This is a genomic window from Actinophytocola sp. NPDC049390 (assembly GCF_044466355.1).
In the GTDB taxonomy this organism is placed as follows: domain Bacteria; phylum Actinomycetota; class Actinomycetes; order Mycobacteriales; family Pseudonocardiaceae; genus Actinophytocola.
In genome coordinates, this window is the sequence record NZ_JBITMQ010000001.1 from 294,142 (window position 1) to 319,395 (window position 25,254).

At 72.1% G+C, this 25,254-nt stretch carries 13 protein-coding genes; 6 read left to right on the top strand and 7 right to left on the bottom strand.

Going from position 1 to position 25,254, the window contains the following annotated elements:
* Positions 1–10: 10 nt before the first annotated feature.
* A complete protein-coding gene (locus tag ACIBVP_RS01285; protein WP_396103941.1) occupies positions 11–1,033 on the bottom strand; it encodes a putative sugar O-methyltransferase in 1,023 nt (340 codons plus the stop codon).
* A 137-nt stretch (positions 1,034–1,170) separates the two neighbouring features.
* On the opposite strand from ACIBVP_RS01285, the gene ACIBVP_RS01290 reads away from it, so the two are divergent.
* Genes ACIBVP_RS01290 through ACIBVP_RS01300 form a run of 3 tightly spaced genes read left to right on the top strand, consistent with a single transcriptional unit; the run spans position 1,171 to position 14,442 of the window.
* Positions 1,171–10,830: an RHS repeat-associated core domain-containing protein gene (locus tag ACIBVP_RS01290; RefSeq protein WP_396103942.1), complete on the top strand. Its 9,660-nt coding sequence runs from the start codon at positions 1,171–1,173 to the stop codon at positions 10,828–10,830.
* 26 nt (positions 10,831–10,856) lie between these two features.
* Entirely contained in the window at positions 10,857–13,118 is a 2,262-nt protein-coding gene (locus tag ACIBVP_RS01295) for a hypothetical protein (protein ID WP_396103943.1), read from the top strand.
* Positions 13,119–13,137: 19 nt separating this feature from the next.
* Positions 13,138–14,442, top strand: coding sequence for a peptidoglycan DD-metalloendopeptidase family protein (locus ACIBVP_RS01300; RefSeq protein ID WP_396103944.1), 1,305 nt, complete (start codon positions 13,138–13,140; stop codon positions 14,440–14,442).
* Between the two features lie 40 nt (positions 14,443–14,482).
* On the opposite strand, the gene ACIBVP_RS01305 is transcribed toward ACIBVP_RS01300, so the two are convergent.
* The gene (locus tag ACIBVP_RS01305; RefSeq protein WP_396103945.1) at positions 14,483–15,511 is read right to left on the bottom strand and encodes a HEAT repeat domain-containing protein; all 1,029 of its coding nucleotides are present in this window, start codon (positions 15,509–15,511) and stop codon (positions 14,483–14,485) included.
* Positions 15,505–16,185, bottom strand: coding sequence for a HEAT repeat domain-containing protein (locus tag ACIBVP_RS01310; protein WP_396104901.1), 681 nt, complete (start codon positions 16,183–16,185; stop codon positions 15,505–15,507). The genes ACIBVP_RS01305 and ACIBVP_RS01310 overlap by 7 nt, the downstream gene beginning before the upstream one ends.
* 200 nt (positions 16,186–16,385) lie before the next feature.
* Here ACIBVP_RS01310 and ACIBVP_RS01315 point away from each other — a divergent pair, with 200 nt between their 5' ends.
* Positions 16,386–17,450, top strand: a complete 1,065-nt coding sequence (locus tag ACIBVP_RS01315; protein ID WP_396103946.1) for an ABC transporter substrate-binding protein — start codon at positions 16,386–16,388, stop codon at positions 17,448–17,450.
* 9 nt (positions 17,451–17,459) lie between these two features.
* Complete coding sequence (locus tag ACIBVP_RS01320) at positions 17,460–18,056, top strand: TetR/AcrR family transcriptional regulator (RefSeq protein WP_396103947.1); 597 nt, start codon at positions 17,460–17,462, stop codon at positions 18,054–18,056.
* Here ACIBVP_RS01320 and ACIBVP_RS01325 read toward each other — a convergent pair.
* The 3 genes from ACIBVP_RS01325 to ACIBVP_RS01335 all read right to left on the bottom strand — a co-directional run bounded on the left by ACIBVP_RS01325 (position 18,043) and on the right by ACIBVP_RS01335 (position 22,717).
* Positions 18,043–19,128, bottom strand: a complete 1,086-nt coding sequence (locus ACIBVP_RS01325; RefSeq protein WP_396103948.1) for a saccharopine dehydrogenase NADP-binding domain-containing protein — start codon at positions 19,126–19,128, stop codon at positions 18,043–18,045. The two genes, ACIBVP_RS01320 and ACIBVP_RS01325, sit on opposite strands and share 14 nt — an antisense overlap.
* Before the next feature lie 120 nt (positions 19,129–19,248).
* Positions 19,249–21,582, bottom strand: a complete 2,334-nt coding sequence (locus tag ACIBVP_RS01330) for an RCC1 domain-containing protein (protein ID WP_396103949.1) — start codon at positions 21,580–21,582, stop codon at positions 19,249–19,251.
* Positions 21,583–21,721: 139 nt separating this feature from the next.
* The gene (locus ACIBVP_RS01335) at positions 21,722–22,717 is read right to left on the bottom strand and encodes a hypothetical protein (protein WP_396103950.1); all 996 of its coding nucleotides are present in this window, start codon (positions 22,715–22,717) and stop codon (positions 21,722–21,724) included.
* 217 nt (positions 22,718–22,934) lie between these two features.
* Here ACIBVP_RS01335 and ACIBVP_RS01340 point away from each other — a divergent pair, with 217 nt between their 5' ends.
* Positions 22,935–23,555 carry a dihydrofolate reductase family protein gene (locus ACIBVP_RS01340; RefSeq protein WP_396103951.1) on the top strand — a complete coding sequence of 207 codons (621 nt, stop codon included), beginning with the start codon at positions 22,935–22,937 and terminating at the stop codon, positions 23,553–23,555.
* A 75-nt stretch (positions 23,556–23,630) separates the two neighbouring features.
* Here ACIBVP_RS01340 and ACIBVP_RS01345 read toward each other — a convergent pair whose 3' ends face one another.
* Positions 23,631–25,223: a glycosyl hydrolase family 18 protein gene (locus tag ACIBVP_RS01345; protein ID WP_396103952.1), complete on the bottom strand. Its 1,593-nt coding sequence runs from the start codon at positions 25,221–25,223 to the stop codon at positions 23,631–23,633.
* Positions 25,224–25,254 lie beyond the last annotated feature (31 nt).

Below are 25,254 nucleotides of genomic sequence, written 5' to 3' on the forward strand. Positions count from 1 at the left end.
GTCGTCGTGCTCAGTGCCGCCGGAGCACCACCAGTTCGCCCGCGCTGTAGATGAGCGGCCTGCCGTGGCGGCCGCACACGGTGTAGCCGCGTCGACCGAACATCTCGATGACCCGGTCGGACGTGACGGGGTCGAGCACGCCGCCCTCGGTGCCCGCGCTCGCGCGGCGCTTGCCCTCGCGGGAGTTCAGCGACACCACGTACGTCACGCCGAGGTCGGCCACCATGCCGACGTAGTGGTCGACCACGTGCGGCTCCATCTCCTGGAAGGAGAAGGAGTTGACGAACACGTCGAACGGGCCGCGCACGTCCGGCAGCCGCCAGTTGGGCAGGCAGGCGGACGCGGACGGCTCCAGGGGGCCGTCGTCCAGGGCGTCGGGGATCCGCACGCGGTCGCCGAACAACGTGGACAGGTAGTACGAGGAGACCGTGATCAGCGGCGGGATGTCCAGGTTGACGTAGCGGGCCTGCTCGTCGCGGCGCAGCAGGATCTCGCCGAGTACGCCGAAGCCGCCGCCGATCTCCAGGAAGCGCCGGGGTGGCTCGTCGACGTGGCGGGACAGCGCGGCGAGGCACAGCAGGTAGTTCAGGTACGGCTTGCCCCACCGCACCGAGTCCTCGTCGGTCAGCGCGTAGTGCCGGGGCGGCTGCCCGACGGCGCTCTCGCCGAAGCTCTCCAGGTCGAACGGCCAGCGGGTCTGGTCCCAGGTGAGCCGCGCGGCGTCGAAGTCCCGCAGCGCCTCGTGGAAGCCGTTCGTCGTGCGGACCCACGAGAACCGCGACAGGTCCGGGTTCTCCTTGAGCGCGAGCTTGTAGGTCTTCTCGAACGTCCGGGGCGCCAGGGGAGTGTGGTAGCTCGGATAGAACCAGTAGCCGGCCGTCGGCCAGGACTTGAACCCGTCCAGGCCGCGTTGCTCGAGGTCGGCGAGGATCTCCCGCAGCCCCGGCGTCCAGAAGTTCGTCGGGCGGTAGATGGGGTCGCAGTCGCGTACGCCCTCGAGCAACTGCTTCGTCAGGCCGGTCCAGTCGGTCACGACACGACATCGTGCCGGGCCGGGCGCCGTTTGGGTAGCACCGCCGGCGACGCCCCGGTCGTGTTAGCGACTTGTTAGCGGGTGCGGGGATGCTTCGGCTCGCTCGACGTGTGCTGGCTCTCCCTGCGAGGTGGACCATGTCGTCATCCCCGCTGTTCCGTCGGCCCTTCTCACGTGCCGTGCGTGCCCTGTCGCTCGCGGCGGTGGTCGCGCTCGTGGCCGGGCTCGTCGGCGACGTCGCCCAGGATCCCGTCCCGCGCGGCGCCGCGGGTGTTCCCTACCAGGACGCACCCGACCAGCGGTGGGGGTCCGCCGCCGGGCAGCCGCACATCGAACGCGGGCGGGTCAACCGGGTCCCGCCCCGGTCCTACCGGTCGCGCTATCCCGCGAACGCGGCTCCGGCCGAACCGAGGAACCGGGCATCCGTCGAGGTGGGCCCCGTCCACCGGACCGGGTTCGACCGGCGGACCAGCCGGGAACGGCCCGAACGCCGCGACGCGCACCGGCGCACCTACGCCAACACCGACGGTACGGAGACCACCGAGTTCTCGGCCACGCCGATCCACTACCGCGACGCGCGCGGGGACTGGCAGCCCATCGACACCGCGCTCACGGCCGGTGCGGACGGCTGGGTCAACGACACCAACGCCGCGTCGCTGGCGTTCGCGGGCCGCGGCGACGACGCCGAGCTCGCCGTCATGCGCTTCGGCGACCACCGGGTCGCCTACGGGCTGGACGCGGCGAGACCCGTGCGGGGCACCGCCGAGGGCGCCACCGTCACCTACCCGGGCATCAGACCGGGCGTGGACCTGGAGCTGACGGCCAGACCCGGCGGCGTCAAGGAGACGATCGTCCTGCGTGACTCCTCGGCGCCACGAGAGTTCCGCTTCCCCCTGCACACCGGGCTGAGACCCACCCTCCGCGACGGACGACTGCTCCTCACCGACCGCGGCGGCGCCACCCGCGCCGTGATCCCGCCCGGCGACATGGTCGACGCGGCCGCCGCGCTCTCCACCGCCGTCACCTACCGCCTCGACGGCACCACCCTCGTCGTCACCCTCGACGACGGCTGGCTCGCCGATCCCGCCCGCCGGTACCCCGTCCGCGTCGACCCCACCGTGTCGCTGCCGGTGTCCGACGGCGCCGCCGACACCAGCATGTACGTCCGGGGCGGCACCTCCACCAACGGCGGCTCCGAACTCCAGGTCGGCAACGTCGAAGGCGCCGCCACCGCGTCCTACCTCAAGTTCACCGGGCTCACCGACTCGCTGAGGTTCCACACGATCTACGGCGCCCAGCTGCAGCTGGTCAACTACTACGCGCAGACCTGCGCCGCCCGCCCGGTCACCGTGCACCCCGTCACCGGTGCGTGGACCTCGACCGGCAGCTACTCCTACCCGGGCCCCTCGGTCGGGTCCGCGCTCGCGTCCCGCTCGTTCTCGCACGGCTACTTCGCGCAGGGCCAGTCGCAGTCGGCCTGCCCGACCGCGGCCGAGCTGTTCGACCTCGGCGACGGCGGCACCCGGCTCGTGCAGGGCTGGGTCAACGGCACCACCGCGAACAACGGCCTGTCGCTGCGCGGGAACGTCGCGGACGCCTCCAGCGGCAAGCGGTTCGTCGGCACCGCGGCGAGCGCCAACCGGCCGACGTTGTGGGTCACCCACAGCCCGTACAACGCCGAGTACGCGATCCCGAACCCGGTGCCGGACCCGCCCGTGCTGCAGAACCAGGACGGCAGGGTGAAGGTCACCGTCACCAACCGCGGCGCGGAGGCGTGGGCGCCCGGCAGCTACTACCTGGCCTACCGCGCCTACAACGCGCGGACCGGCGCGGCGGTCGGGCAGTTCCGCGCCGCCGACCTGACCGCGACCCTCGCGCGCGGCGCCCGCACCACCCTGACCGCGACCGTCAAGGCGCTGCCGCCCGGCCGGTACTTCCTCGACTTCACCATGGTCCGCACCGGCGGGATCGTGTTCACCGACCACCAGGTCGCGCCCGCGCGGATCGTCCTGGAGATCACCGACCTGCCGCCGGTCGTGCAGGAGCTGTACCCGCCCAACGGCTACCAGGCGCCGACGCTCAACCCCCTGCTGTGGGGACGCGCGATCGACGTCGACGCACCGCCCGGGTCGTCGCTGACCTACAAGTTCGAGGTCTGTGACCGGGACGGCGACGGCAACCCGGTCGGCTGCACCACCTCCGCCTACCAGGCGGGCCAGGCGTGGGCACCGCCGAACGGCAGGATGGTGTGGGGCAAGGGTTATCTGTGGCGGGTGTTCGTCAAGGACGCCACGACCGAGGTGGCGTCGCCGTACTCGACGGTGTTCGCCGAGGTGCCGCAGCCGGAGATCACGGCCAGGATCGCGGGCGCGGCCCAGGCGGCGCAGGAACGCGAGTACGACCCGCAGACCGGCAACCTGTCCACGGTCGCCGTCGACGCGACCGTCGCCACCGTCGGGCCGGAGCTGAACCTGCTGCGCACCTACAACAGCCTCGACCCGCGCCGCGACGGCGCGTTCGGCGCGGGCTGGACCACGCGCTACGACATGCGTCTCGAACCGGACGACGACGGCTCCGGCAACGTCGTGGTGTCCTATCCGGACGGTCAGGCGGTGCGCTTCGGCCGCAACGCCGACGGCACGTACGCGACCCCGTCCACCCGCACCGCCGCGCTGACGTCGGCGAACGGGCTGTGGACGCTCGCCGACCGCGCGGGCGTGGTCTACACGTTCGACTCGGGTGGCCGCCTCACCAGGATCACCGACGCGGCCAGACGCGCGGTCGTCCTCACCTACGGCACCGGCGCCAGGCTCGCCAAGGCACAGGTGTCGAACGGCCAGTCCAACACCGCGGGCCGCGCGCTGCGGTTCACGTGGACCGGCGACCACGTCACGAAGGTCACCACCGACCTCGGCACCTCGTGGACCTACACCTACGACGGCGACGTGCTGACGAAGGTGTGCGCGCCGGACACCACCTGCACCACCTACACCTACGCCGACGGGTCGCACTACCGCAGCGCCGTGCTCGACGCGAAACCCGAGTCGTACTGGCGGCTCGGCGAGGCCGAGGGCACGGGCGCGGGCAGCGAGATCACCGTGAACCTGGGCGAGGACGCGGCGACGTACTCGTCGGTCACGCTCGGCACCGCGGGCGCGCTCGCGGGCGGCGGCACCGCGGCCACGTTCAACGGCACGTCGTCACGGGTCGACCTGCCCAATGGCGTGGTGAAGAAGACCCGCGACGGCGCGGTCGAGCTGTGGTTCAAGGCCAACACCACCGGCACCGGCGGACCGCTGCTCGGCTACCAGGACAGGGCGTTCGGCACCACACCCACCCGTGGCGTGCCGGTGCTGTACGTCGGCATGGACGGCAGGCTGCGCGGCCAGTTCGGCACGACGACGGTCGCGCCGATGACCTCGCCGCTCGCCGTCAACGACGGGACGTGGCACCACGTCGTGCTCTCGTCGCTGGGCACCACGCAGACCCTCTACCTCGACGGTGTCCGCATCGGGCAGACGACGGCGACGCTCGACCACGCCCTGCTGACCTTCAACCAGCTCGGTGCGGCCACCGCGACGAACCCGTCGGCGTGGCCGCAGTGGGGGAGCGCCGCCACCCGGTTCTGGAGTGGCGCCATCGACGAGGTGGCCGTCTACTCCCGTCCGCTCGGCGCCGCCGCGGTCGCCGCGCACCACAGCTACGGCGCGACGGCGGCCGACCAGCTCGCGGAGGTGACGCTGCCGAGCGGTGCGGTGGCCATGCGGGCGAGCTACGACGTGCGCCAGGACCGCGTCGCGTCCTACACCGACCGCGACGGCGGCACCTGGAAGATCGGCGCACCGGTCGTGTCCGGCGGCGCGGACCAGCTGCTGCGGACCGTCCAGGTCAACGACCCGTCGAACCGGCCGAACCTCTACGAGTACGACGCGATCACCGGCCAACTGCTGCGGTCCGGGCTGCCGCTCGGGCTGGAACTGCGGGAGGAGGACCGGCCGGGCTACCCGGAACCGGCGCCGCCGCAGGAGGTCGAGGAGTGCACGGCACCCGACCCCGGCGACCCGAAGTTCTGCACGATCATCCCCGGTGGCTCCGGCGGGCCGGTGTTCGTGGAACACCCCCTCGAAGGCATGGCGATCCGCACCTACTCCTACGACGACGCGGGCCTGCTCGCCACGGTCACCAACGAGAACGGCGACGCCGTGCGCCTGACCTACGACGCGCGCGGCAACATCACCAGCCGCACCACGTGCCGCACCGCCGGGTCCTGCCAGACCAGCTACACGACCTACCCGGCCACGGTCACCAACCCGTTCGACCCGCGCAACGAGCTCCCGGTCGAGACCAGGGACGCGCGGTCGGCGAGCGCCACCGACACCACCTACCGCACGAGCTACACCTACACCGCCACGGGTGACCTGGCGACGCAGACCGAGCCGGACGGCGCGGTCGTGCGGCACACCTACAGCACCGGCGGCGAACCCGCGGTGGGTGGCGGCGTGATCCCGCCGGGTCTGCTGCTCACCACCACCGACGCCCGCGGCAAGGTGACCCGCAGGCAGTACCACCCGAACGGTGACCTCGCGCGGACGACCGAACCGGGCGGGCTCGTCACGACGTTCACCTACGACGTGCTCGGCAGGCAGGTGTCGGAGACCGAGATCTCCGACAGCTTCCCGAACGGTGTCACCACGACCACCGCCTACGACGCGCTGTCCCGGCCGACGGTGGTCACCGACCCGGCGACGACCGACGCGGTGACCGGCGTGCGCCACCAGCAGGAGACGGTCACCACCTACGACGTCGACGGCAACCCGGTGAAGGTGGAGGAACGCGACAAGCTCGGCGGCGACGCCACCCGCACCACGACCACCGAGTACGACGCCGCTGGCCGCCCGGTCCGGCTGGTCGACGCCGAGGGCAACGAGACCACCTCGACCTACGACCGGTTCGGCAACCTGGTGTCCACCGTGGACGCCGAGGGCAACCGGTACGACTACGCGTACACCGCGCGGCAGGCGCTCGCCGAGGTGCGCCTGCGTGCCTACCGCGGCGACGACCAGGGTGGTCTCGTCGAGGACTACCTCGTCGTCGAGTCCTACTCCTACGACTACGCCGGGCGCCGCGCGAGCACGACCGACGCCATGGGCCGCCGGATCGAGTACCAGTACTACGGCGACGACCGCGTGTGGAAGATGGTGCTGAAGAACTTCCGGAACGTCGACGGGAGCACTCGCGACTTCGTGCTGGAGGAGAACACCTACGACGCCGCGGGCAACCCGGTGAAGAAGGTCACGGGCAACGGCACGAAGACCCTCGTGCAGACCTTCGACCGCGGCGGCGACCTCGTGACCACCGTCGAGGACCCGGCAGGTCTCGCCCGCACCACGAGCTACACCTACGACCAGGGCGGCAACGTCCTGCGGGTGAGCAGCTCGGGCAAGGCGTCGAACGTGCCGTGGCCGCTGCCCACCACCCCCCAGGTGGTGAACTACGTCTACGACGACGCGGGCAACGCGGTCCGCGAGACGGTGTCCACCAGCACCGAGTCGCTCGTCACCACCTCCACCTACGACCAGCGCGGCCTTCAACTGTCCACAACGGACCCGCGCGGCAACGTGGCCGGTGCCGACCCCGCCGCGTACACCACGACGTTCGCCTACGACGAGACCGGGCAGCTGATCCGCGACGTCGGCGCCCCGGTCTCGGCCGAGGCGGGCGGTTCGGCAGAGACCGTGCGGCCGACGGCCACCTACGGCTACAACACGTTCGGCGAGCAGACCTCCGTGCGGGACGAGGTGGGCAACGTCCGCGGCTGGACCTACGACCGGCTCGGCCGCCCGGTGACCGAGGTCGAGCCCGCCTACCGCGCACCGGGCGCGACCGAGCCCGTCACGCCGACCACCCACACCCGCTACGACGGGCTCGGCAACGTCGTCGAGGTGACCGACCCGCGCGGCAACTCCCTGCGGTACGGCTACGACCAGCTCGGCAGGCTGGTCACGCTCGACGAACCCGCGACTACCAACGACACCAGGGCCGTCACCCGCTACACCTACACCCGCACCGGGCTCCCACTGTCCACGACGGACCCGCTGGGCGCCAGGACCGAGACCACCTACGACGACCTCGACCGGCCCGTCACCACGACCGAGGTCGAGCGGCTGCCGCTGCCCAACAACTTCACCACCACCGTCGTGTACGACGACGCGGGCAACGTGGTGCGCGGCGACACCCCGTCGGGTGCGATCACCCGCTCCACCTACGACACGCTCGGCCAGCTGACCCGCGTCACCGACCCGAACGGCGTGTCCGTCCAGTACGGGTACGACCAGGCGGGTCGTGTGGTGCGGCAGGCCGACCACGTCGGCCGTACCACGCAGACCGTGTACGACGGCGCAGGCCGCGCCGTCACCACCAACGAGCTGGCGCCCGACGGCGCGGTGAAGCAGACCCGGCGCGCCGCCTACGACCCGGACGGCAACCTGGTGTCGGCGACGGACGGGCTCGGCGTCACCACCACCTACTCCTACGACGCGGACGACCAGCTCGTCAGCCAGACCGAACCGGTCACCGCGACGTCGTCGATCACCACGTCGTTCGGCTACGACGCGGCGGGCAGGCGCACCCGGCTCACCAACGGGCTCGGCAACAGCTTCCTGTACTCGTACAACACGCTCGGCCTGCCCGAGACGATGACCGAACCGGCCACCGCCGCACACCCGGACCTCGCCGACCGGACCTGGACGGTGGCCTACGACGTCGGCGGCAACCCGGTGTCCTACCGCGCGCCGGGCGGTGTGACCCGCACCGCCACGTTCGACGCGGCGGGGCGGCTCACCACGGAGACCGGCGCGGGCGCGGAGGCCGCGACCGGCTCCCGCACGCTCGGCTACGACCTCGTCGACCAGGTCGTGTCGGTGAACGCGCCGGGCGGTACGAACACCTACACCTACGACGACCGGGGCAACCTGCTCACCGCGCGTGGCCCGGGCGGGTCGGCCGACTACTCCTACGACGCCGACGGGAACACGTTGTCCCGCGAGGACGTCGCGGGCACCGCCGCGTTCACCTACACGAACGGACGGCTCGCGACCGTGACCGACGGCCTGACCGGCAGCGTGCAGCGGTACGGCTACGACGGCGCGGGTCTGCTGTCCACCGTGGACTACGGCGGGGGCCGGGTGCGCACGTTCACCTACGACGAGCTGGGGCGCACCACCTCCGACGTGGTGCGCAACGGCGCGGGCGCCACCGTGATGTCGGTGGCCTACCGGTACAACGCGAACAACCAGGTCACCGGCAAGACCACGACGGGCACGGCGGGCGCGGGCGAGCACGCCTACGGCTACGACCTCGCGGGCAGGCTCACGTCGTGGACCGGTCCGAAGGGGACGGTCGAGTACGGGTGGGACGCGGCGGGCAACCGCACCCGCACCGGCGACAAGACCGCCACCTTCGACGCGCGCAACCGTTTGCTGTCGGACGGCGACTACACCTACACCTACACCGCACGCGGCACGCGCGCGTCCCGGACCAGCTCGGGCCTGGACGAGCGGTTCACGTTCGACGCGTTCGACCGGATGGTCGGCGCGCTCGGCCAGACCTACGTCTACGACGGCCTGAACCGGTTGGTGTCCAAGGGCGGCAGCCCGTTCACCTACGCGGGGCTGTCCGACGAGGTGGTCGCCGACGGCACGGAGCGGTTCGCGCGCGGCCCGGAGGACAACCTGCTTGCCGTCGCCGACGCGGCGGGCCCGACCCTGACGCTGGACGACGAGCACGGCGACGTGGTCGGCGGTTTCGCGCCGGGCGACACCGCGCTCACCCGGCTGTCCGACTCGACCGCCTACGACCCGTTCGGCCAGGTCACCGACCGCGCCGGGGACACCGGGAACATCGGTTACCAGGGTGACTGGACCGACGAGGACACCGGCCAGGTCAACATGGGTGCCCGCTGGTACGACCCGAGCTCCGGCTCGTTCACCTCCCGTGACACGGTCGACCACCCGGGCGGCGACGCGGTGCTCGCCAACCGGTACACCTACGGCAACGCCGACCCCGTCAACGTCACCGACCCGACCGGCAACTGGGGCGTGTTCGACAAGGTCAAGAAGGCCGTGTCGAGCGTGGTGTCGACCGTGTCGTCCGCGGTGTCGTCGGTGTCGTCATACGTCTCGAGCGGCATCTCGTGGTTCGCGCGGACCGCGTGGAGCGGGCTGACATGGACCGCGAGCAAGATCGCGAGCGGCGCCAAGTGGGTCGCCAAGAAGGCGAAGTCGGCGGCGAAGTGGGTCGGCCGGAAGGTGAAGTCGGCCGCGAAGTGGGTCGGCCGGAAGGTCTACAAGGGACTCAAGTCGGTCGGGCGCAGCCTCCGCAAGGGCGCCAAGTGGCTCGCGAAGGGCGGCAAGAAGGCGTACTCGTACAGCAAGAAGAAGGTCAGGCAGACGGTCAACTGGACGGCCCGCAAGGCGGAACAGGCGCGCAAGGCCGCCATCGCGAAGGCGAAGCAGGTGACGCGTGCGGCGCAGAAGGCCGCCGCGTTCGCCGCGAGGCACAGTCCCGTCAAGGTCTTGCTCGCCGCGACGAGACCCGTGCTGTCCGCGTCGAAGAAGCTGGTGTCGTCGGCGGCCCACCTCCCCGCGAAGGTGGTCGCCGCGACGAGGGACGTCGTGGCGGACACGGTCAAGAGCGCCACGGCCGTGTACCAGAAGGCGGTCGACACCGCCGGTGCCGTCGTGGAGAACGTCTCGAAGGCCGTCGACACGGTGGCCGACCTCGCCCAGGCCGCGTCGCCGTACCTCAAGGCGGCGCTGAAGGTCGCGGCGGACATGTCCGGCGTGACGGACCTGGTCGCGTGCGTCACCAAGGGCGACCTCGAGGCGTGCGCGTGGACCGCCGCCACCATCGGCGGCTACCTGCTGGGCGGCGCGGGCGGCGGCGCGGTACGCGCGGCCAGGGTCGCCTCCCTCGCCGCCCGCCACACCGACGACGCGGCGGACGTCGTGCGGACCGGCCGCCGGTTGACCGACAAGGCCGACGACGTCTCGTCCTGCGCCGCGGATCTGGTCGGCTCGGCCAACAGCTTCGCCGGTGACACCCGCGTGCGCATGGCCGACGGCACCACGAAACGCATCGACGAGGTACGCGTCGGCGACGTGGTCCTCGCGACCGACCCGACCACCGGCCGCGGTGGACCGCGGGTGGTGACGGCGGTGGTCGAGGGCACCGGCGTCAAGGACCTCGTCGAGGTGCGTGTGGGCGGCAGCGAGATCGTTGCCACACAAGGACATCCGGTGTGGCTGGGCAGGTGGGTCGACGCGGGTGACCTCGCGACCGGTGACCGGGTCACCGCCGGGACGGTCACCGCGACGCGGGAGTGGACAGAGCGCCGGACGGTCTACAACCTGACGGTGGACGGTCTGCACACCTACCACGTGGTGGCGGGCGACGCCGACCTGCTGGTGCACAACGCCGACTTCACCGACCTGTGCGGGAAACACGACATGGGTTGGAACTGGGCGAAATGCCAGAACAAACCGACCTGCGGGAAAAAGTCGCCGGGGGCGCGCGAGGAACGCGATCCCAAAGAGGTCGAGGGGACGATCGAGGAGCAGCGCAAGCGGCAGGAAGCGGGCCCGAAGGTAGTGCAGAAGGCGTTGCAGCAGGCCACTTCTCCGGACAACCCGACACCCGGCTCGTCCCCTCTCGCGACCTTCGACCCGGTCCTGACCTCGATAGTCGTCGTCGCGGGCGGGAAATGGGCCATCAGACAGGCGATTCGTTTCGGGCGCTGATCACCCGGCATCGAGGAAGGAAACCCATGACCAGAGCAGAGACACGCTGGAGACGTCCACGGTGGACGGTGGTGCTGACCGTGCTCGCGGTGGCGCTCGCCCTGGTGGCCGCGCCCGTCGACAGGCCGGTCGCACGCGCGGACGCCGCCTCGCGCGGTGGTGACTTCGTGCCGTTCAGCACGGCGCGGACGATCTGGGACACACGCGGTGGCGCCAAGCTGAAGCAGGTCTCGACGACGTCGTTCACCGCGGTCGGGGTGGGCGGCGTGCCCGCCACGGGGGTGAGCGCGGTCCTGATCCGCATCCTCGCGGTGCAGCCGTCCGCGGCGACGTGGCTCACCGCCTTCCCCGCGGGCACGACGCGGCCCGACGTCTCGATGGTCAACGTCGGGGCGGGGGAGTCGTTGTCCAACACGGCGATCGTGCGGCCGGGGACGAACGGCCAGATCTCGATGTTCAACCGCTACGGCGAGCTGCACGTCGTCGTGGACGTGCAGGGGTACTTCACCACCTCGACCGGCGGCGCGAACGGCGGGTTCGTGCCCGTCGCGCAGAAACGCGTGCTGGACACGACGAAGACCACGATCATCCCCGCGGGCGGCTCCCGCACGGTGGACCTGGCGGCGGCCGGGGTGCCCGTCGGCGCGTCGGCGGCGTTCGTGGAGCTGACGGTCCCGCCCGGCCCCTCGAGCGGCTCGTTCACCGCGGCGCCGACCGGGGTGGCGGCCGGGCCAGCCGCGATCGTCCACTTCGAGAACGGGATCTACGTGGCCAGCGGCGCGGCCGTCCCGTTGACCACCGACACGCGTGTCACGTTCACCAACAAGGGGCCGTCACCGGCGCACCTCGTGGTCGACGTCATGGGCTACTTCTCGAAGACCGCCACCGCCGGCGCCGGGCTGCGGCCGGTCACGGCGCGCCTCTTCGGCGGCACCGTCGCCGCCAACGGGGTGATCGACGTGCAGGTCGGCGGCGCGAACGGGCTGCCGACCCGCGGCATCGCGGGCGCCGCGCTCAGCATGCAGGCCGGCGGCGGCACCGCGCGTGGCGCGCTGCGGGCGTGGTCGACCGGGGGCGTCGAGCCGGGCGTCGCGCACACCGAGTACGCCCCGGGCACCCACCACCGCGCCTCGGTGATCATCGAGCCCGGCACCGGCGGGAAGGTACGCGTCAAGAACTACGGCACCGCGTCCGCCTACGTCTACATCGACCTGGAGGGCTGGTTCTCCGAGCCGCAGACGGTGATCCCGACCGTGCAGAACACGCCGATCCGGGTGCTGCAGGCGAAGGTGCAGCCGGGCCAGACCGAGTCGTCCGTCGAGTACGCGTTCGTCGACAACCTCGGCAAGGTCGTCGTCGCGCACCAGAAGCTGCCCGGCAACCTCTTCGACGTGCAGTACCAGACGATCTCCGGCAACGAGGCGTTCTCGGGACCGCCCGCCATGACCCACGGCGCCGCGGGCACCGTGGAGGTGTCGGCGCAGTACGGCGACGGCGGGGACGTCTGGTCCAGCACGCAAACCAAGTTCGCCACGCCGACGTGGACCGCGTTCACCGACCTCGGCGGGTCGATGGCGTACGCACCCGGCGCGGCGGACCTGGCCGACGGCACGACCGTCCTGTTCGCCGTGGACGCCGACGGCAAGCTGTGGGCGTTCGTCCGCGCCGGCACGATGCCGTACTGGCGTGAGCTCGGCGACCAGGACCTCGTCGGCACCCCGGCCACCGCCGTCGTCCGCGACGGCGTGCAGGTGTTCGCGCGGACCGCGGCGGGCACGGTGAAGTCCCTGGTGTTCCGGGACGACCGCAGCGTCAGCGCGTGGGCGGACCTCGGCGGCGCCGTCGCGGAGACCCCGGCCGCGGTGACCTACCCGGGCTACCGCGTCGGCCTGTTCGCGCGGACACCGGACGGTGCCGTGGTCACGAAGAAGCAGGACGCCGCCGGTGTCTTCCCGGCAGCGTGGACGGCGACCGGCCAGACCGGCGTCACCGGCGCACCGGCGGCCGTCATCGACCCGGTCGACGGCCGCACCATGATCGCCACCCGTGACGACGCGGGCCAGGTGTACATGTGGGGCGAGAACGCGGCGGGCAGCGAGACGTACGCGCCGTACGAAGGCTGGACCGGCACCGACGTGCCGACCGTCGTCGACCCGTCCTTCGGACTGATCACCTCGGCGGGCGGCCAGTTCTGGATCCTCGTGTACCGCGGCGTCAACGGCACGCCCCGCATCGTGCGCAAGTACGAGGGGTTCGCCACGGCCGAACAGTCCCTGCCCCAGCAGTGATCCCACCCGAGGAGTCCACATGAGACAGCGAAGCTTGGCGAGACTCGTGACGACCGCGGTGGTGGTCACCACGGCGTGTTTCGGGCTCGCCACCCCCGCCCAGGCGGCGGAACCCCTCTTCCAGTTGCCGTTCCCCTGTGGACAGACGTGGTCCGGCAACAACTCCGACAGCAGCGCGCACGCCACCCCGTGGGAGCTCGACTTCAACCGCGGTGACGACGAGGGCATGCCGGTCCTCGCGGCCGCCGCGGGCACCGTCGTGACCGCGGCGCACCAGGGCGACACCAACCGGTTCGGCAACCTCGTCAAGATCAGCCACGGCAGCAGCGGCTACAACACCTACTACGCGCACCTCAAGGACATGGCCGTCCGGGCGGGGCAGTCGGTCGCGCAGGGGCAGCTCATCGGGTGGGTCGGCGACACCTCGGCGCCGGGCAACAACATCGGCCCGCACCTGCACTACGAGGTGCGCCTCGGATCGTCGTGGCCGGAAGGGATCCGGCCCGCGAACTTCAACGGTGTCCGCTTCCCGTACCCGGACGGCTACGTGACCTCCCGGAACTGCGCGGGCGGCACCCCGGCCAAGCCGGCCAAGAGCGTCAACGGTGACCGCTTCGACGACGCGGTCGGCGTCAACCCGGACGGCGTCGCCTACCTCTACCGCGGCACCGCGGACGGCGACTTCACCACCAGCCTGCGCCTCGGCCCCGGCTGGGGCGGCATGACGTGGATGGGTGTCAACGACTCGAACGGTGACGGCTGGGCCGACCTGTGGGCGGTCGCGGGCGACACGCTGAAGTACTGGGCCAACCACGGCGACGGCACGTTCACCACCGGTGTCGACGTCGGCGGCGGCTGGTCGGCGTTCGAGTACGTCGCGTTCGCGGATGTCAACGGCGACAACAGGACCGACATCCTCGCGCGCGACGGCGGCTACATGTACCTGTACGTCGGCAAGGGTCACGGCTCGTTCACCACGCGTGTCACGGTCAGCGGCGGCTGGGCCGGTCTCGCCCGGCACACGGCGGCCGACGCGGACGGTGACGGCGACGGGGACATCTGGGCCACCAACGGCCTCGGTGAGCTGTTCTTCTGGCAACGCACGACCTCCGGGTACGCCACCGCGAAACAGGTCGGCTCGGGCTGGAACGGGTTCCGCCAGGTGACGTCGATGGACATCAACGGCGACGCCAAGGCCGACCTGCTGGCCATCCGCACGTCGGACAACAAGCTGCTGCGGTGGCTCGGTACCGGCGCGGGCACCTTCGGCCAGGGAACGGAGATCGGCTTCGGCTGGACCGGCTGGCGGCTGGCGGCGAACTGACCGGCCCGGCGGCGCTCCCGGTGGTGGTCCGGGAGCGCCGTCACCCGTCGCGGTCCTCTGTGGACCGTCGGTCGAGGACGCCGACGAAGGCCGAGGCGATGAGGGCGACCGCGCGGTCGTCGTCGTGGGTCAGCTCGCGCAGGAGGTCCGCCGCGGTCGTCCCCGGCAGCTCGACCAGCGCCTGTGTCAGGCGGATCCGCACCGCGGAGTCCTCGGTGTGGGCGGCGAGTTCGTCGGCCAGTGCGGTCACGATCCGGTCCGCGCACCCCGGGTCCCTGGACAGCGCACCCAGCACCTCCGCCGCCTCGACGTCGCCGGTGCCCTCGACCACCATGCCGACGAGCACCGGGACGGCCGAGGTCACGCCCCGTCCGCCCAACGCCAGCGCCGCGTGCCCGCGCACCGTCGCGTCCGGGTCCCCGAGCACGTCCGCCAGTGCCGCGGTCGCGTCCGGGGCCTCGGGCATCTCGGCGATCGCCCGCACCGCCCGCCGCCGGACGTCGACGTCCGCCGAGCGCACGCCCGCGGCGAGCGCCGCCACGCCGTCGCCGCCCGCCCTGGCGAGTGCCCAGCGCAGTGCCCCCGCGACGTGCGGGTCGGGCTCGGTCAGGACCGCCCCGGCCAGCACGTCGACCGACATCGGCACGCCCTCGGGACGGGACAGGACGGCCTGCTGTCTGCGCGAGGCGCTGGCCGAGTTGAGGCCCTGCATGAGTTCGACGATGCGCAGGACCCCCTGCCAGCCCTCCGGCGCCGACGCGTCGATCGCGCGGAGCCGTTCGAGCAGCTCCCGTTCCCGCGCGAGACGGTCCTCCGCCCACCGGATGAGGTCGCTCACCAGGGCGGCCGGCGTGAACGACGGGTCGTCCAGCGCGCGGCCGATCTGCTTGAGCGAGAGCCCGAGCGACCGCAGGCTCTCCACGTGGAAGATCCTGCGGATGTCCTCGGGGGAGTACTCCCGGTAGCCCCCGGCGGTGCGGCCGGTGGGTCGCACCAGCCCGAGGGCGTCGTAGTGCCGGAGCATCCGGGTGCTCACCCCCGAGTGGCGGGACACGTCACCGATCAGCACGCCGCGGCTCGTTCCGGGCCGAGCGTGACGATCCGCGTGGCCTCGTCGACGGCCGCGTCGAAGCCGCTTTCGGGGTCCTCCCGGAGCAGCACGGTGGCACGGGCGTGCGCCGCCACCGCCGGGTCGGCGTGCGCCGAGGCCTTCGCCAGCGCGGGCTCGACCACGTCGCCGAGATCGATGAGCGCCCGGCTCAGGCTCAGCCGCACGGCACGGTCGCCGCGGCCGAGCTGTGTGACCAGCTCGTCGACGAGCGCCTCCCGCTGGTCGCCGGGCACGAACGCGACCGCGACGCGCCACGCGGTCCGCGCGACCCCGTCGTCGGCGTCGCGCAGCATGTCGCGCGTGAGCCAGGCCCACGCGCTCCGGTCGCCGATCTTGGAGAGCGTGTGCAACGCCTGGCTGCGGGCCTGGGGCCGCGCGGAGCCGAGCTCCTGGCGGAGCCGCGGCAGCGTGACCCCGGGCGAGAGCCGGGTCAGCGCCCAGGACAGCATGTCGCGCACGAAGAAGTCCGGCTCGACCGCGCACCGCTCGACGAGCGCGTCCAGCAGGCCGGGGTCGGGGTGCGAGCCCGCCGCCATGGCCGCCTTGAGCCGGACCGACGAGTCGTCGGCGCCGAGCGCCGTGGCCACGCGGGTGTTCTGCGGGGTTCCGTGTGTCGGGTTGATCGGGACCACCTCCCGCACCCCAGTGGACACGTTGTCACCGTGTCAAGGTCAAGCCCGCGACCGCGAATCACGCGATCGATGTCGCCACCCACCCGTCATGGCCAGGTCGGCTTCGGTCGCGGGCCGCGGCATCGGGCAGGATGTCGCTGTCGGCACACTCCCACATCAACGGACCAGGTGATCACGATCGACGGCGGTTCGACAGTCTGATGACCACCGTCCGGATCGGTGCGCTCGCGCCGCTGACCCGGCCCGGCTGGGTCGAGGCGGGCACGCACCTGCTCGCCGGGCTCGAGGCGGCCGTGTACGACGTGAACGACGGCGGCGGCATCGCGGGCCGACCGCTCGAGCTGGTGGTCCGGGACACCGCGGCGGACCCACGGCGGGCGGCGGCCGCCGTGGACGAGCTGGCTCGTTCGGGCGTGGTCGCCGTGGTGGGGGAGTACCACAGCGTCGTCGCCCGTGCCGCTGCCGCCAGGGCCGACGCGCTCGGCGTGCCGTTCCTGTGCTCGTCGGCGGTGCTCGACGCGCTCACCGACGAGCCGACGGACTGGGTCGCGCGCCTGGCCCCCGCACAGTCCCGCGGCTGGCAGCTCTATGCCGACTTCCTCCTCGGCCGGGGCCATCGGCGCATCGCCGTGGCGACCCAGCCGAGTGTGTACTGGGCGACCGGGACCGGGGTGCTGCGGGACCACCTCGCGGCGCGCGGCGGCTCCGTCGTCGAGCTCGACATGGGTGCGCGCACGCCCGAGGCCGTGTGCGACGAACTCGTCGCCGACCGTGCGACCGCGCTCCTCCTGCTGGTGGGTCATCCCGACCCGGCGGTGCCGATCGTCCGGGCCGTTCGCCGCGACCAGCGCCTCACCGAGGTCGTGATCGGTGCTCCGGCAGGCCAGCCGGAACTGCCCGACTGGCTGGCGCTGCTGGGGGACGACGGCGCCGCGGTCCCGTTCCTGCGCTACCTCCCCGAACGTCTCAGTCCGCTCGGTGCCCGCGTCGAGACGACGCTCCGCGCGCGTCTCGGTGGCGTGCCCTCGTTCGTCGCCTTCGAGGGCTACGACACGATCGCCGTGCTCGCCGAGGTGCTGCGCGCGCACGGCGTGGACCGGGCCCGCGTCGCCGGGGCCTGGCCGCACGTCTCCGTGGACGGGACCCGGGGGCGGATCCGGTTCTCCCGCACGCCCGGCATCGGCGTGTGGCAGTGGGCCTGGCCGCCGATCCAGGTCGTGGACCGGGATCCGGCGGATCCGGGTCGTTTCCGGACACTCGGTTAGAGTTGCCCGGTGCCACGCTGGATCCCTCGGGCCGAGGAGCGGCTGCGCGACGCCGCGGTCGAGCTGTTCCTCGAGCGTGGCTTCGAGAACGTGACGGTCACGGACATCACCGAACGGGCGGGGCTGACCAGGCGCACCTTCTCCCGCTACTTCACGGACAAACGCGACGTGCTGTTCGCCGGGTCCGAGCAGCTCGCCGACGCCGTCCGTGACGCGGTGGCCGCGGCCGACGAGGACCTCGGCCCGTGGGACGCGACGGTGACCGCGTTGCGGGACGTGGGGGACCAGCTGGTCCGGAACGTCCCCACCGCCGGGTCGCGCCGCGTGGTGATCGGGACCAGCGCGGAACTCCAGGAACGGGAACGCACCAAGTTCGCACTGGTCGCGGCGGGGATCGCCGAGGCGCTGCGCGGGCGGGGCACCCCGGCCCCCTTGGCCGAGGTGCTCGCCGAGGTCTGCGTGACCGCGCTCCGGGCCGCGTTCGAACGCTGGCTCGACGGCGCGGGCACGGTGGCGTTCTCGTCCGTGTTCGACGACGTCACCGCCGAGCTCGCCGCGGCGCTGAGCGGGGCACAGCACCGGTCGGACTCCGTCAGTCGAGGATGAAGGTGCCGCCCGCGGCGACGGCCAGGTCGGGACCCAACGCGGCCGCCGGGGTGTGGGCGCCGGGCTTGCCCTCGCCCCTGGCGAGCCGCGCGGCGGTCTCGGCGGCCACGGCGGCGGTGTAGTCCATCGCCTCGCCGGCGCGTAGCCAGCCTTCCCGCGTGGTGCCGTCGGGCCAGCTGACGACCGCGTGTCCCCAGGAGTGCCGCCGCGGCCGGGGAGCCGCCTTGAGCCGGATGGCCGCCAGCCGGCGGACCGCGAAGCGGCGCAGGGCGGGGATCGACAGCAGCCTCCCGGCCAGCGGCAGGGCGGCCCGTGCGGCGGGCGCGGTCGGCGCCAGCACGGACGTCACCACCACCGACGGCGCGCCACTGGCCCGTTGTGCCGCCAGCAGCTCGGCCGACGGGACGCTCGCGGTCTTCGCCGTCTCCCCGTCGGGCAGGGTGAGGTGCCGCGGGTCGGCGCCGAGCCGGGCCGTGACGAGGCGACCGTCCCGGTAGCGGCGTCCGCCGGTGGTCAGCGCGTCGATGACGGAGGCGGCGAGGGACGTGCCGACCGTGCCGCCGTCGTTGGCCACGGACGCCAGGGCGTCGACCCGCACGTGGTCCGGGGTGGGGCGCCCCTCGCACAGCCTCGCCACCACGGCTTCCGTTGCCAGGACGCCGAATCCGGCACCGGTCACGAGGGTGCTGCCCCCGGCCGCCGCCTCCTCGTGCAGGTCGAGCAGGCGCGGCACGGCGACCAGGTCGTTGGCCAGGTCCAGGTAGTGCCCGCCGGGCAGGCAGGCACGTGCGATCCGCGTGGCCGTCGCGGCGTACTCGCCGATGGTGTTGAGGACCACGGCGGGCCGCTGCCGCGTGATCTCGGCGGCGATCCGGTCGGCCGTGTCCGCGACCACGACCTGCGCGTCGTCGCCGAGTCCGAGGTCGGCCGCCACCGTGCGCAGGCGTTCCTCGTCGCGTCCCACCAGCGTGGCCGTGCCGCCCTGGGCCTTGATGCGGGCGGCGACCGCGCGGCCGACCCGGCCCGTCGCCCCCAGGATCCACACCGCGCCGGGCTCGGTGTTCGACGTCATCGCGCTTCCTCTCCGCCGGGACACCCAGTGATGTCTCACTGTGTCATCACACTAGCACTGATGACACGGTGAGACATGAACTCCGTTCTGGGTGTGATGCGGAAGCGGGTCAGCCGCCGGTCAGGGGGTCGGTACGACCGCGTACGCCGTGCTGCTGCCGTTGCCGATCGCGGTGACGACGCCGAGGCCGTGCACCGGCACCGGAACCGTGGTGTGACTGTCTACGGTGTCGTTGCCCAGCGCGCCGTCGTAGTTGCTGCCCCACGCCCACACCGTGCCGTCGTCACGCAGTGCGTAGCCGCCTCGGTTGCTCGTCCCGGACGCGGTGACGCCGGTGAGGTTCGCGACCTGGACCGGCGCGTTGTACGCGCAGCCCGAGGTGTCGATGCCGATCCCGCACTGGACCCCGTTGCCGAGCTCGCCCTCGGTGTTGTCGCCCCACGCCCAGAGCGTGCCGTCGTCACGCACCGCCTGGCCGTGGTAGTTACCGCTGGCGACGGCGGTCGCGTCGGTCAGGCCGGTCACCTGGACCGGCACGTCGGACAGGCAGGGCACACCATCGGCGCAGAACTCGCCGTGCCCCAGCGCGCCGGAGAAGTTGTAGCCCCACGACCACACCGTCCCGTCGGAACGCCGTGCGTAGGTGCCGTTGCTGGGGCCGCCGCCCGCGATCGCCGTGACGTCGGTGAGCCCGGTGACCTGGACCGGCGTGGTGGAGAAGTCGACGTCCGACCCGTTGCCGAGGTGTCCGCCACCGTTGAAGCCCCAGGCGCGGACGGTGCCGTCGGCCAGCACCGCGTACCCGGTCGAGTCGCCCGCGCCGATCGCGGTGACGCCCGCCAGGCCGGTCACCCGCACCGGGACCGCGGAGTGGGTCCGGGTGCCGTTGCCGAGCTGCCCGTGGAAGTTGTCACCCCACGCCCACACCGTGCCGTCCGCGCGGAGCGCGTAGGCGTGCTGCCCCCGCGCCGCGATCGCGGTGACGCCGGTCAGCCCGGCCACCGGCACGGGCACCGCCGACCCGCCGTAGGAGGCGGCGGTCCACCCGTTGCCGAGCTGGCCCGCGTAGTTGCCGCCCCACGCCCACACGGTGCCGTCGGCCCGCAGGGCGTACCCGTTCGACGACCCACCGGTCACCGCGCGCACCCCGGACAGTCCGATCACCCGCGTCGGCGTGCCCGACGAGCCGCCGAGCTGTCCGGTGCCCAGCTGCCTGCTCCAGTTGCTGCCCCACGCGTAGACGCAGTCGGTCGTGCACGGCTCGGCGTCGACGGCGGCGAAGTACCCGGCCACGTCCGCGACGAGGTGGACCGACCCGTTGGCGTTGTAGAGCGCGACCGCCCGCTCTCCGGAGAACGCGACGACCGCGGCGTTGGGCACGATCTGCCCGGCGGACAGGTTGAGCGTGGACGCGATGGGCACGTCCCCGACCGGCGCCCACGCGGTGACGAAGGTCGAGGTCGTCGCGTCGACGGCGGTGAGGTTGAGCGCGACCGCGGTCGCCGTGTCCGGCACCGTGTTCGCCAGGTCGACGGTGCGGACGCTCCTCGGGCCCAACGGTGTGGTCGTGCCGCCGGTGCCCGTGCCGTACCGGGTGTCGAGGACCCGCTCGGGTGACAGCGGAACGAAGTGCGCGCCGTACTCGGGGGTGTAGAAGCCGGTCACGTCGACGATCACGTGCGTCGACCCGACGTGGTTGTAGAGGTTGACCTCGCGGTCCGTGCCGAGGGCGACGGTCACCAGGTTCGCGCGGGTGTCCCCGGCCGGGATGTTCACGTTGGACGCGGTCGGCCGCGAGGTGCCCGCCGGCCACGCGGTCACGAACGTCCCGGCCGTGGGCTTCGTGACCGTCAGGTTGAAGGTCACCGCGGTCGCGGACGCGGGGACCCGGCCGGTGAAGTCCACGACCCGGGTGAGGCGCTGTCCCAGGGCGGGCCCGGTCTCGCGGGTGTCGAGCACCCGGGCGGGCGCCAGCGCCGTGAACTTGGTGCCCGTGCCCGTGCCGTAGTGGCCCGCCAGGTCGGCGAGCAGGTGCACGCTGCCGGAATGGTTGTAGATGTTCACCTTCCGGTCGGTGCCGAGGGCGACGGTCACCTGGTTCGCGCGGGTGTCTCCGGCGGGCACGTTGAGGTTGGAGGCCGTCGGCCTGGTCATGCCCGCGGGGAACACGGTCACGACGGTGGACGCCGTCGGCGTCACCGCCGTCACGTTCAGCACGACCGCGGTCGCGGTCGCGGGCACACGCGTGGCCAGGTCGAGGGTGATGGTGCGCCGCGCCCCGACGGGCCCGGCGCCGTTCCGGGTGTCCAGCACACGGACCGGTGACCTCGGCGAGAACGTCGACGCCGTGCCGGCGTCGACGGAGGGCGCGGCAGGTGCCGCCACCGGGGTGGCGAGCACGAGACCGGCGGACAGCAGGAGTCCGGTCAGGACAGCAGAGAAGACACGTCGCACGGTGACATCCCCCAGGAGTCAGGCCCCGACCCGGAACGGGACTGTAGCCAGAAGATCCTTCGTCGACAAGGTGGTTCGTGAAAAACCGAGCCCACCGCGGGCACGGCGCGGTGGGCTCGTTGTCAGTGGCCGGACTGGTTCAGACGCGCTGCCAGATGACGGCTGTGTCGGTGAACGTGGCCTCGTCGTGGGAGTAGCCGGCGACCGTGCCGTTGGTGAACAGCGTGGTCGGGTGGAAGGACGGCATGAACGTGGCGGGCAGAGTGCTGCGGACGCCGTTCTCGTCGACGAACCAGGCGTCGCCGCCGGTGTTGCCGCGGGCGAGCAGGTCACCGTTGGCGTTCATGCCGTACAACTGGATGTCGGGGACGAACCGCTGGACCCGGCCCTTGGTGTTCCAGATGGCCGCGCCCAGCAGGTTGGCGCTCCCGCCGATCATGCCGTTCTCGATGGTCAGCACGCTGTGCCCGTGGTCGCGGTCGACGCGCTCCAGTTCGCGCGGCTGTCCCGTGCTGTCCCAGCGGAAGGCGCGGCTCGGCCCGGAACCGACCGGTTCGATCACGCTGGCGACGACGGTGCCGTCGTCGCCGATCGAGACGCCGTTGGCGCTCGTGGGGTAGGGCATGGGCAGCAGCCGGTAGGTGCCGGGGGCCGACGCGGGCCACAGGATCACCTGGTAGTCGGCGGTGCCGACGATGTCGCCGTTGTCGTTCACCGACGTCGCCACGCTGGCCGACCCGGCCGGTGCCGGCAGGTCCTCGTAGTGGTCACCGGTCCACTTGACCGCCTGCGGCTGCTCGTCGTACGCGGCGTGCGAGCCGACCGCCACGCCGCTCGTGTTGATCGCGGTGAGGTCGGTGAGGTCGTCGAACGCCTCGCCGAGGACGGTCAACGCGGTGCCGCGCCAGACGATGCCCGGCCGGTACTGCCCGCCGCTGTCGAACGAGTCGTACGAGCCGACGATCTGGTCGACGCCGTCGGTCCCGTTGACCCGGACGGAGAACACGTCCGCGGGCACCTCCAGCGGGACGGCGGTCCAGGTCGGTTCCGCCGCGGCGGCCGTCGGTGCGAACGCGGCCACGGCCGCGGCGGTCATCGCGGCGGCGCCGAGCCGCCTGGCCAGCTTGTTACCCATCGATACTCCGATTCCCCAGTGACGAACGCAGGTGTTCGTGTCGTTTCCAACATCGACTTCGGCGCGTCGCTCGTTACCCGGAAACCGTTCTGGGTGGACAATTGTTCACCTGGCCGTCGCCGCCGCGTCGACGCGGCCATGATCTCCGCGGCCCGGTCGGCAGGCAGCCGCCCCTCGTGCATTGGACGTCATACGTCGGCGGCACCATGCTGATGCCATGACCACACGCACGGGCAAGGTGACCTGCGATCTCACGATCACCCTCGACGGGTACGCGGCCGGGCACAACCAGAGCGAGGAGCGCCCGTTCGGCGACGACGGCGGGGACGGCTGGGGCGACAAGCTGCACGCCTGGTACGGCGAGGGGCCCGAGGCGCACCCGGCCGAGTTCGCACGGATGATGACGGCCAAGGCGTTCGTCATGGGCCGCAACATGTTCGGCCCGGAGCGCGGCGAGTGGGACCGGAACTGGAAGGGCTGGTGGGGCGACAACCCGCCGTACCACAGCTCGGTCTTCGTGCTCACCCACCACCCGCGTGAGCCGCAGCCGATGGACGGCGGCACCACGTTCTACTTCGTCACCGACGGCATCGAGGCCGCGCTGAGCCGCGCCAGGGAGGCCGCCGGGGGTGGCGACATCTCCATCCACGGCGGCGCGACCACCGTCAACCAGTACCTCGCCGCCGGTCACATCGACGAACTGCGGCTGCACATCGCGCCGTTCACGCTCGGCGCGGGCACCCGGCTGTTCGACGGCGTCCCGCCGCTGAACCTCGAGCAGGTGGAGTCGCGGGCGGCGCGCTCGGTCACACACCTGATCTACCGGGTGCTGCGCTGACCGACGGGGCGGGATCACGTGGAACAGCCCTTGTGAGCGGTCCGGAACCCGCTCACAAGGGCTGCGGTCGACGGGTCAGCCGAGTCCGCCGCTGAGGGCGGTGATCAGCTCACCACTGGTGGTGTCGCCGGACAGCTCCCAGAAGAACGCGCCGCCGAGGCCCTGGGACTTGGACCAGGACATCTTGCCGCGGATCGTCGCCGGGGTGTCGTAGCTCCACCATTCGCTGCCGCACTTGGCGTAGGCCGTGCCCGCGATGGTTCTCGTCGCGGGACAGCGGTTCTTGAGGACCTTGTAGTCCTCGATCCCCGCCTCGTACGTGCCGGGTGCGGCGCCGGTCGCGGTGCCACCCGGTGCTTCCTGCGTGACGCCGGTCCAGCCGCGCCCGTAGAACCCGATGCCCAGCAACAGCTTGCTCGCCGGGACGCCCTTGCTCTTGAGCTTCTGGATCGCCGCGTCGGAGTTGAACCCGGCCTGCGGGATGCCCGCGTACGACGTCAGCGGCGAGTGCGGGGCGGTGGGGCCCTGCGGGTTGAAAGCGCCGAAGTAGTCGTAGGTCATCACGTTGTACCAGTTGACGTACTGGGCGGCGCCGCCGTAGTCGGCCGCGTCGATCTTGCCGCCGTTCGAGCCGTCGGCGGTGATCGCGGCGGTGACCAGATTGCCGTTGCCGAAGCGGGCACGCAGTGCCTGCATCAGGTTCTTGAACGCGGCGGGCCCGCTGCTGTCACAGGTCAGGCCACAGGCGTTCGGGTACTCCCAGTCGATGTCGATGCCGTCGAACACGTCGGCCCAGCGCGGGTCCTCCACCAGCCGGTAGCAGGAGTCGGCGAACGCGGCCGGGTTCCGCGCGGCCTGGCCGAAGCCACCGGACCAGGTCCAGCCGCCGAACGAGAACAGCACCTTGATGTGCGGGAACTCGCGCTTGAGCTTGCGCAGCTGGTTGAAGTTGCCGCGCAGCGCACCGGCGTCCCAGGTGTCGGCGACGCCGTCGACGCTGTTGGCCGCGGTGTAGGCCATGTCGTAGTCGGCGTAGGTGTCACCGAGGACGCACTGACCGTTCGTGACGTTGCCGAACGCGTAGTTGATGTGCGTCAGCTTCGACGCGGAGCCGCTCGTCTTGATGTTCTTCACGAAGTACTGGCGGCCGTAGACGCCCCACTGCGTGAAGTAGCCGAGCTTCTTCGCGCCACCCGGGTCCGGCGGCGGGTCGGTGGGCGGCGGGTCCGTCGGCGGTGGGTCGGTGGGCGGCGGGGTGTCCCCGGCGCTGCACGAGCCGCCGTCCAGCTTGCAGTTGAGCGGCGGCGCGTACGCGCCGGTGTAGGCGACGTTGAAGCCGAAGCTGACGGACGCGCCCGGGGCGATGGTGCTGTTCCAGGTGCCCTTGACGGTCACGTGCTGACCGCTCGTGGTGTGGCTGCCGTCCCACAGGCTCGAGATCCGGTGGCCGGACGGCAGGTCGAACTCGACCTGCCACGACGAACGCGCGGACGTGGTGCCGTTGGTGATCGTGTACTTGCCCTCGTACCCGGTTCCCCAGTCGGTCCCCTTCGTGAAGGTCGCCGACACACCGCCCGCGCCGCTCGCGGGTGCCACGGTGACACCCAGGACGAGCGCGACGGTCGCGGTGCAGATCCCCAGAAGATGGGGCCATAACGGTCTTCTCATCGGTCTCCTCGTTGAGCGATGGCAGGGAGCA

Excerpts from the sequence above, each read along its gene's own strand:
- ACIBVP_RS01290 (WP_396103942.1), top strand. The coding sequence starts at position 1,171 with ATGTCGTCATCCCCGCTGTTCCGTCGGCCCTTCTCACGTGCCGTGCGT.
- ACIBVP_RS01295 (WP_396103943.1), top strand. The coding sequence starts at position 10,857 with ATGACCAGAGCAGAGACACGCTGGAGACGTCCACGGTGGACGGTGGTG.
- ACIBVP_RS01300 (WP_396103944.1), top strand. The coding sequence starts at position 13,138 with ATGAGACAGCGAAGCTTGGCGAGACTCGTGACGACCGCGGTGGTGGTC.
- ACIBVP_RS01315 (WP_396103946.1), top strand. The coding sequence starts at position 16,386 with ATGACCACCGTCCGGATCGGTGCGCTCGCGCCGCTGACCCGGCCCGGC.
- ACIBVP_RS01325 (WP_396103948.1), bottom strand. The coding sequence starts at position 19,128 with ATGACGTCGAACACCGAGCCCGGCGCGGTGTGGATCCTGGGGGCGACG.
- ACIBVP_RS01335 (WP_396103950.1), bottom strand. The coding sequence starts at position 22,717 with ATGGGTAACAAGCTGGCCAGGCGGCTCGGCGCCGCCGCGATGACCGCC.
- ACIBVP_RS01340 (WP_396103951.1), top strand. The coding sequence starts at position 22,935 with ATGACCACACGCACGGGCAAGGTGACCTGCGATCTCACGATCACCCTC.
- ACIBVP_RS01345 (WP_396103952.1), bottom strand. The coding sequence starts at position 25,223 with ATGAGAAGACCGTTATGGCCCCATCTTCTGGGGATCTGCACCGCGACC.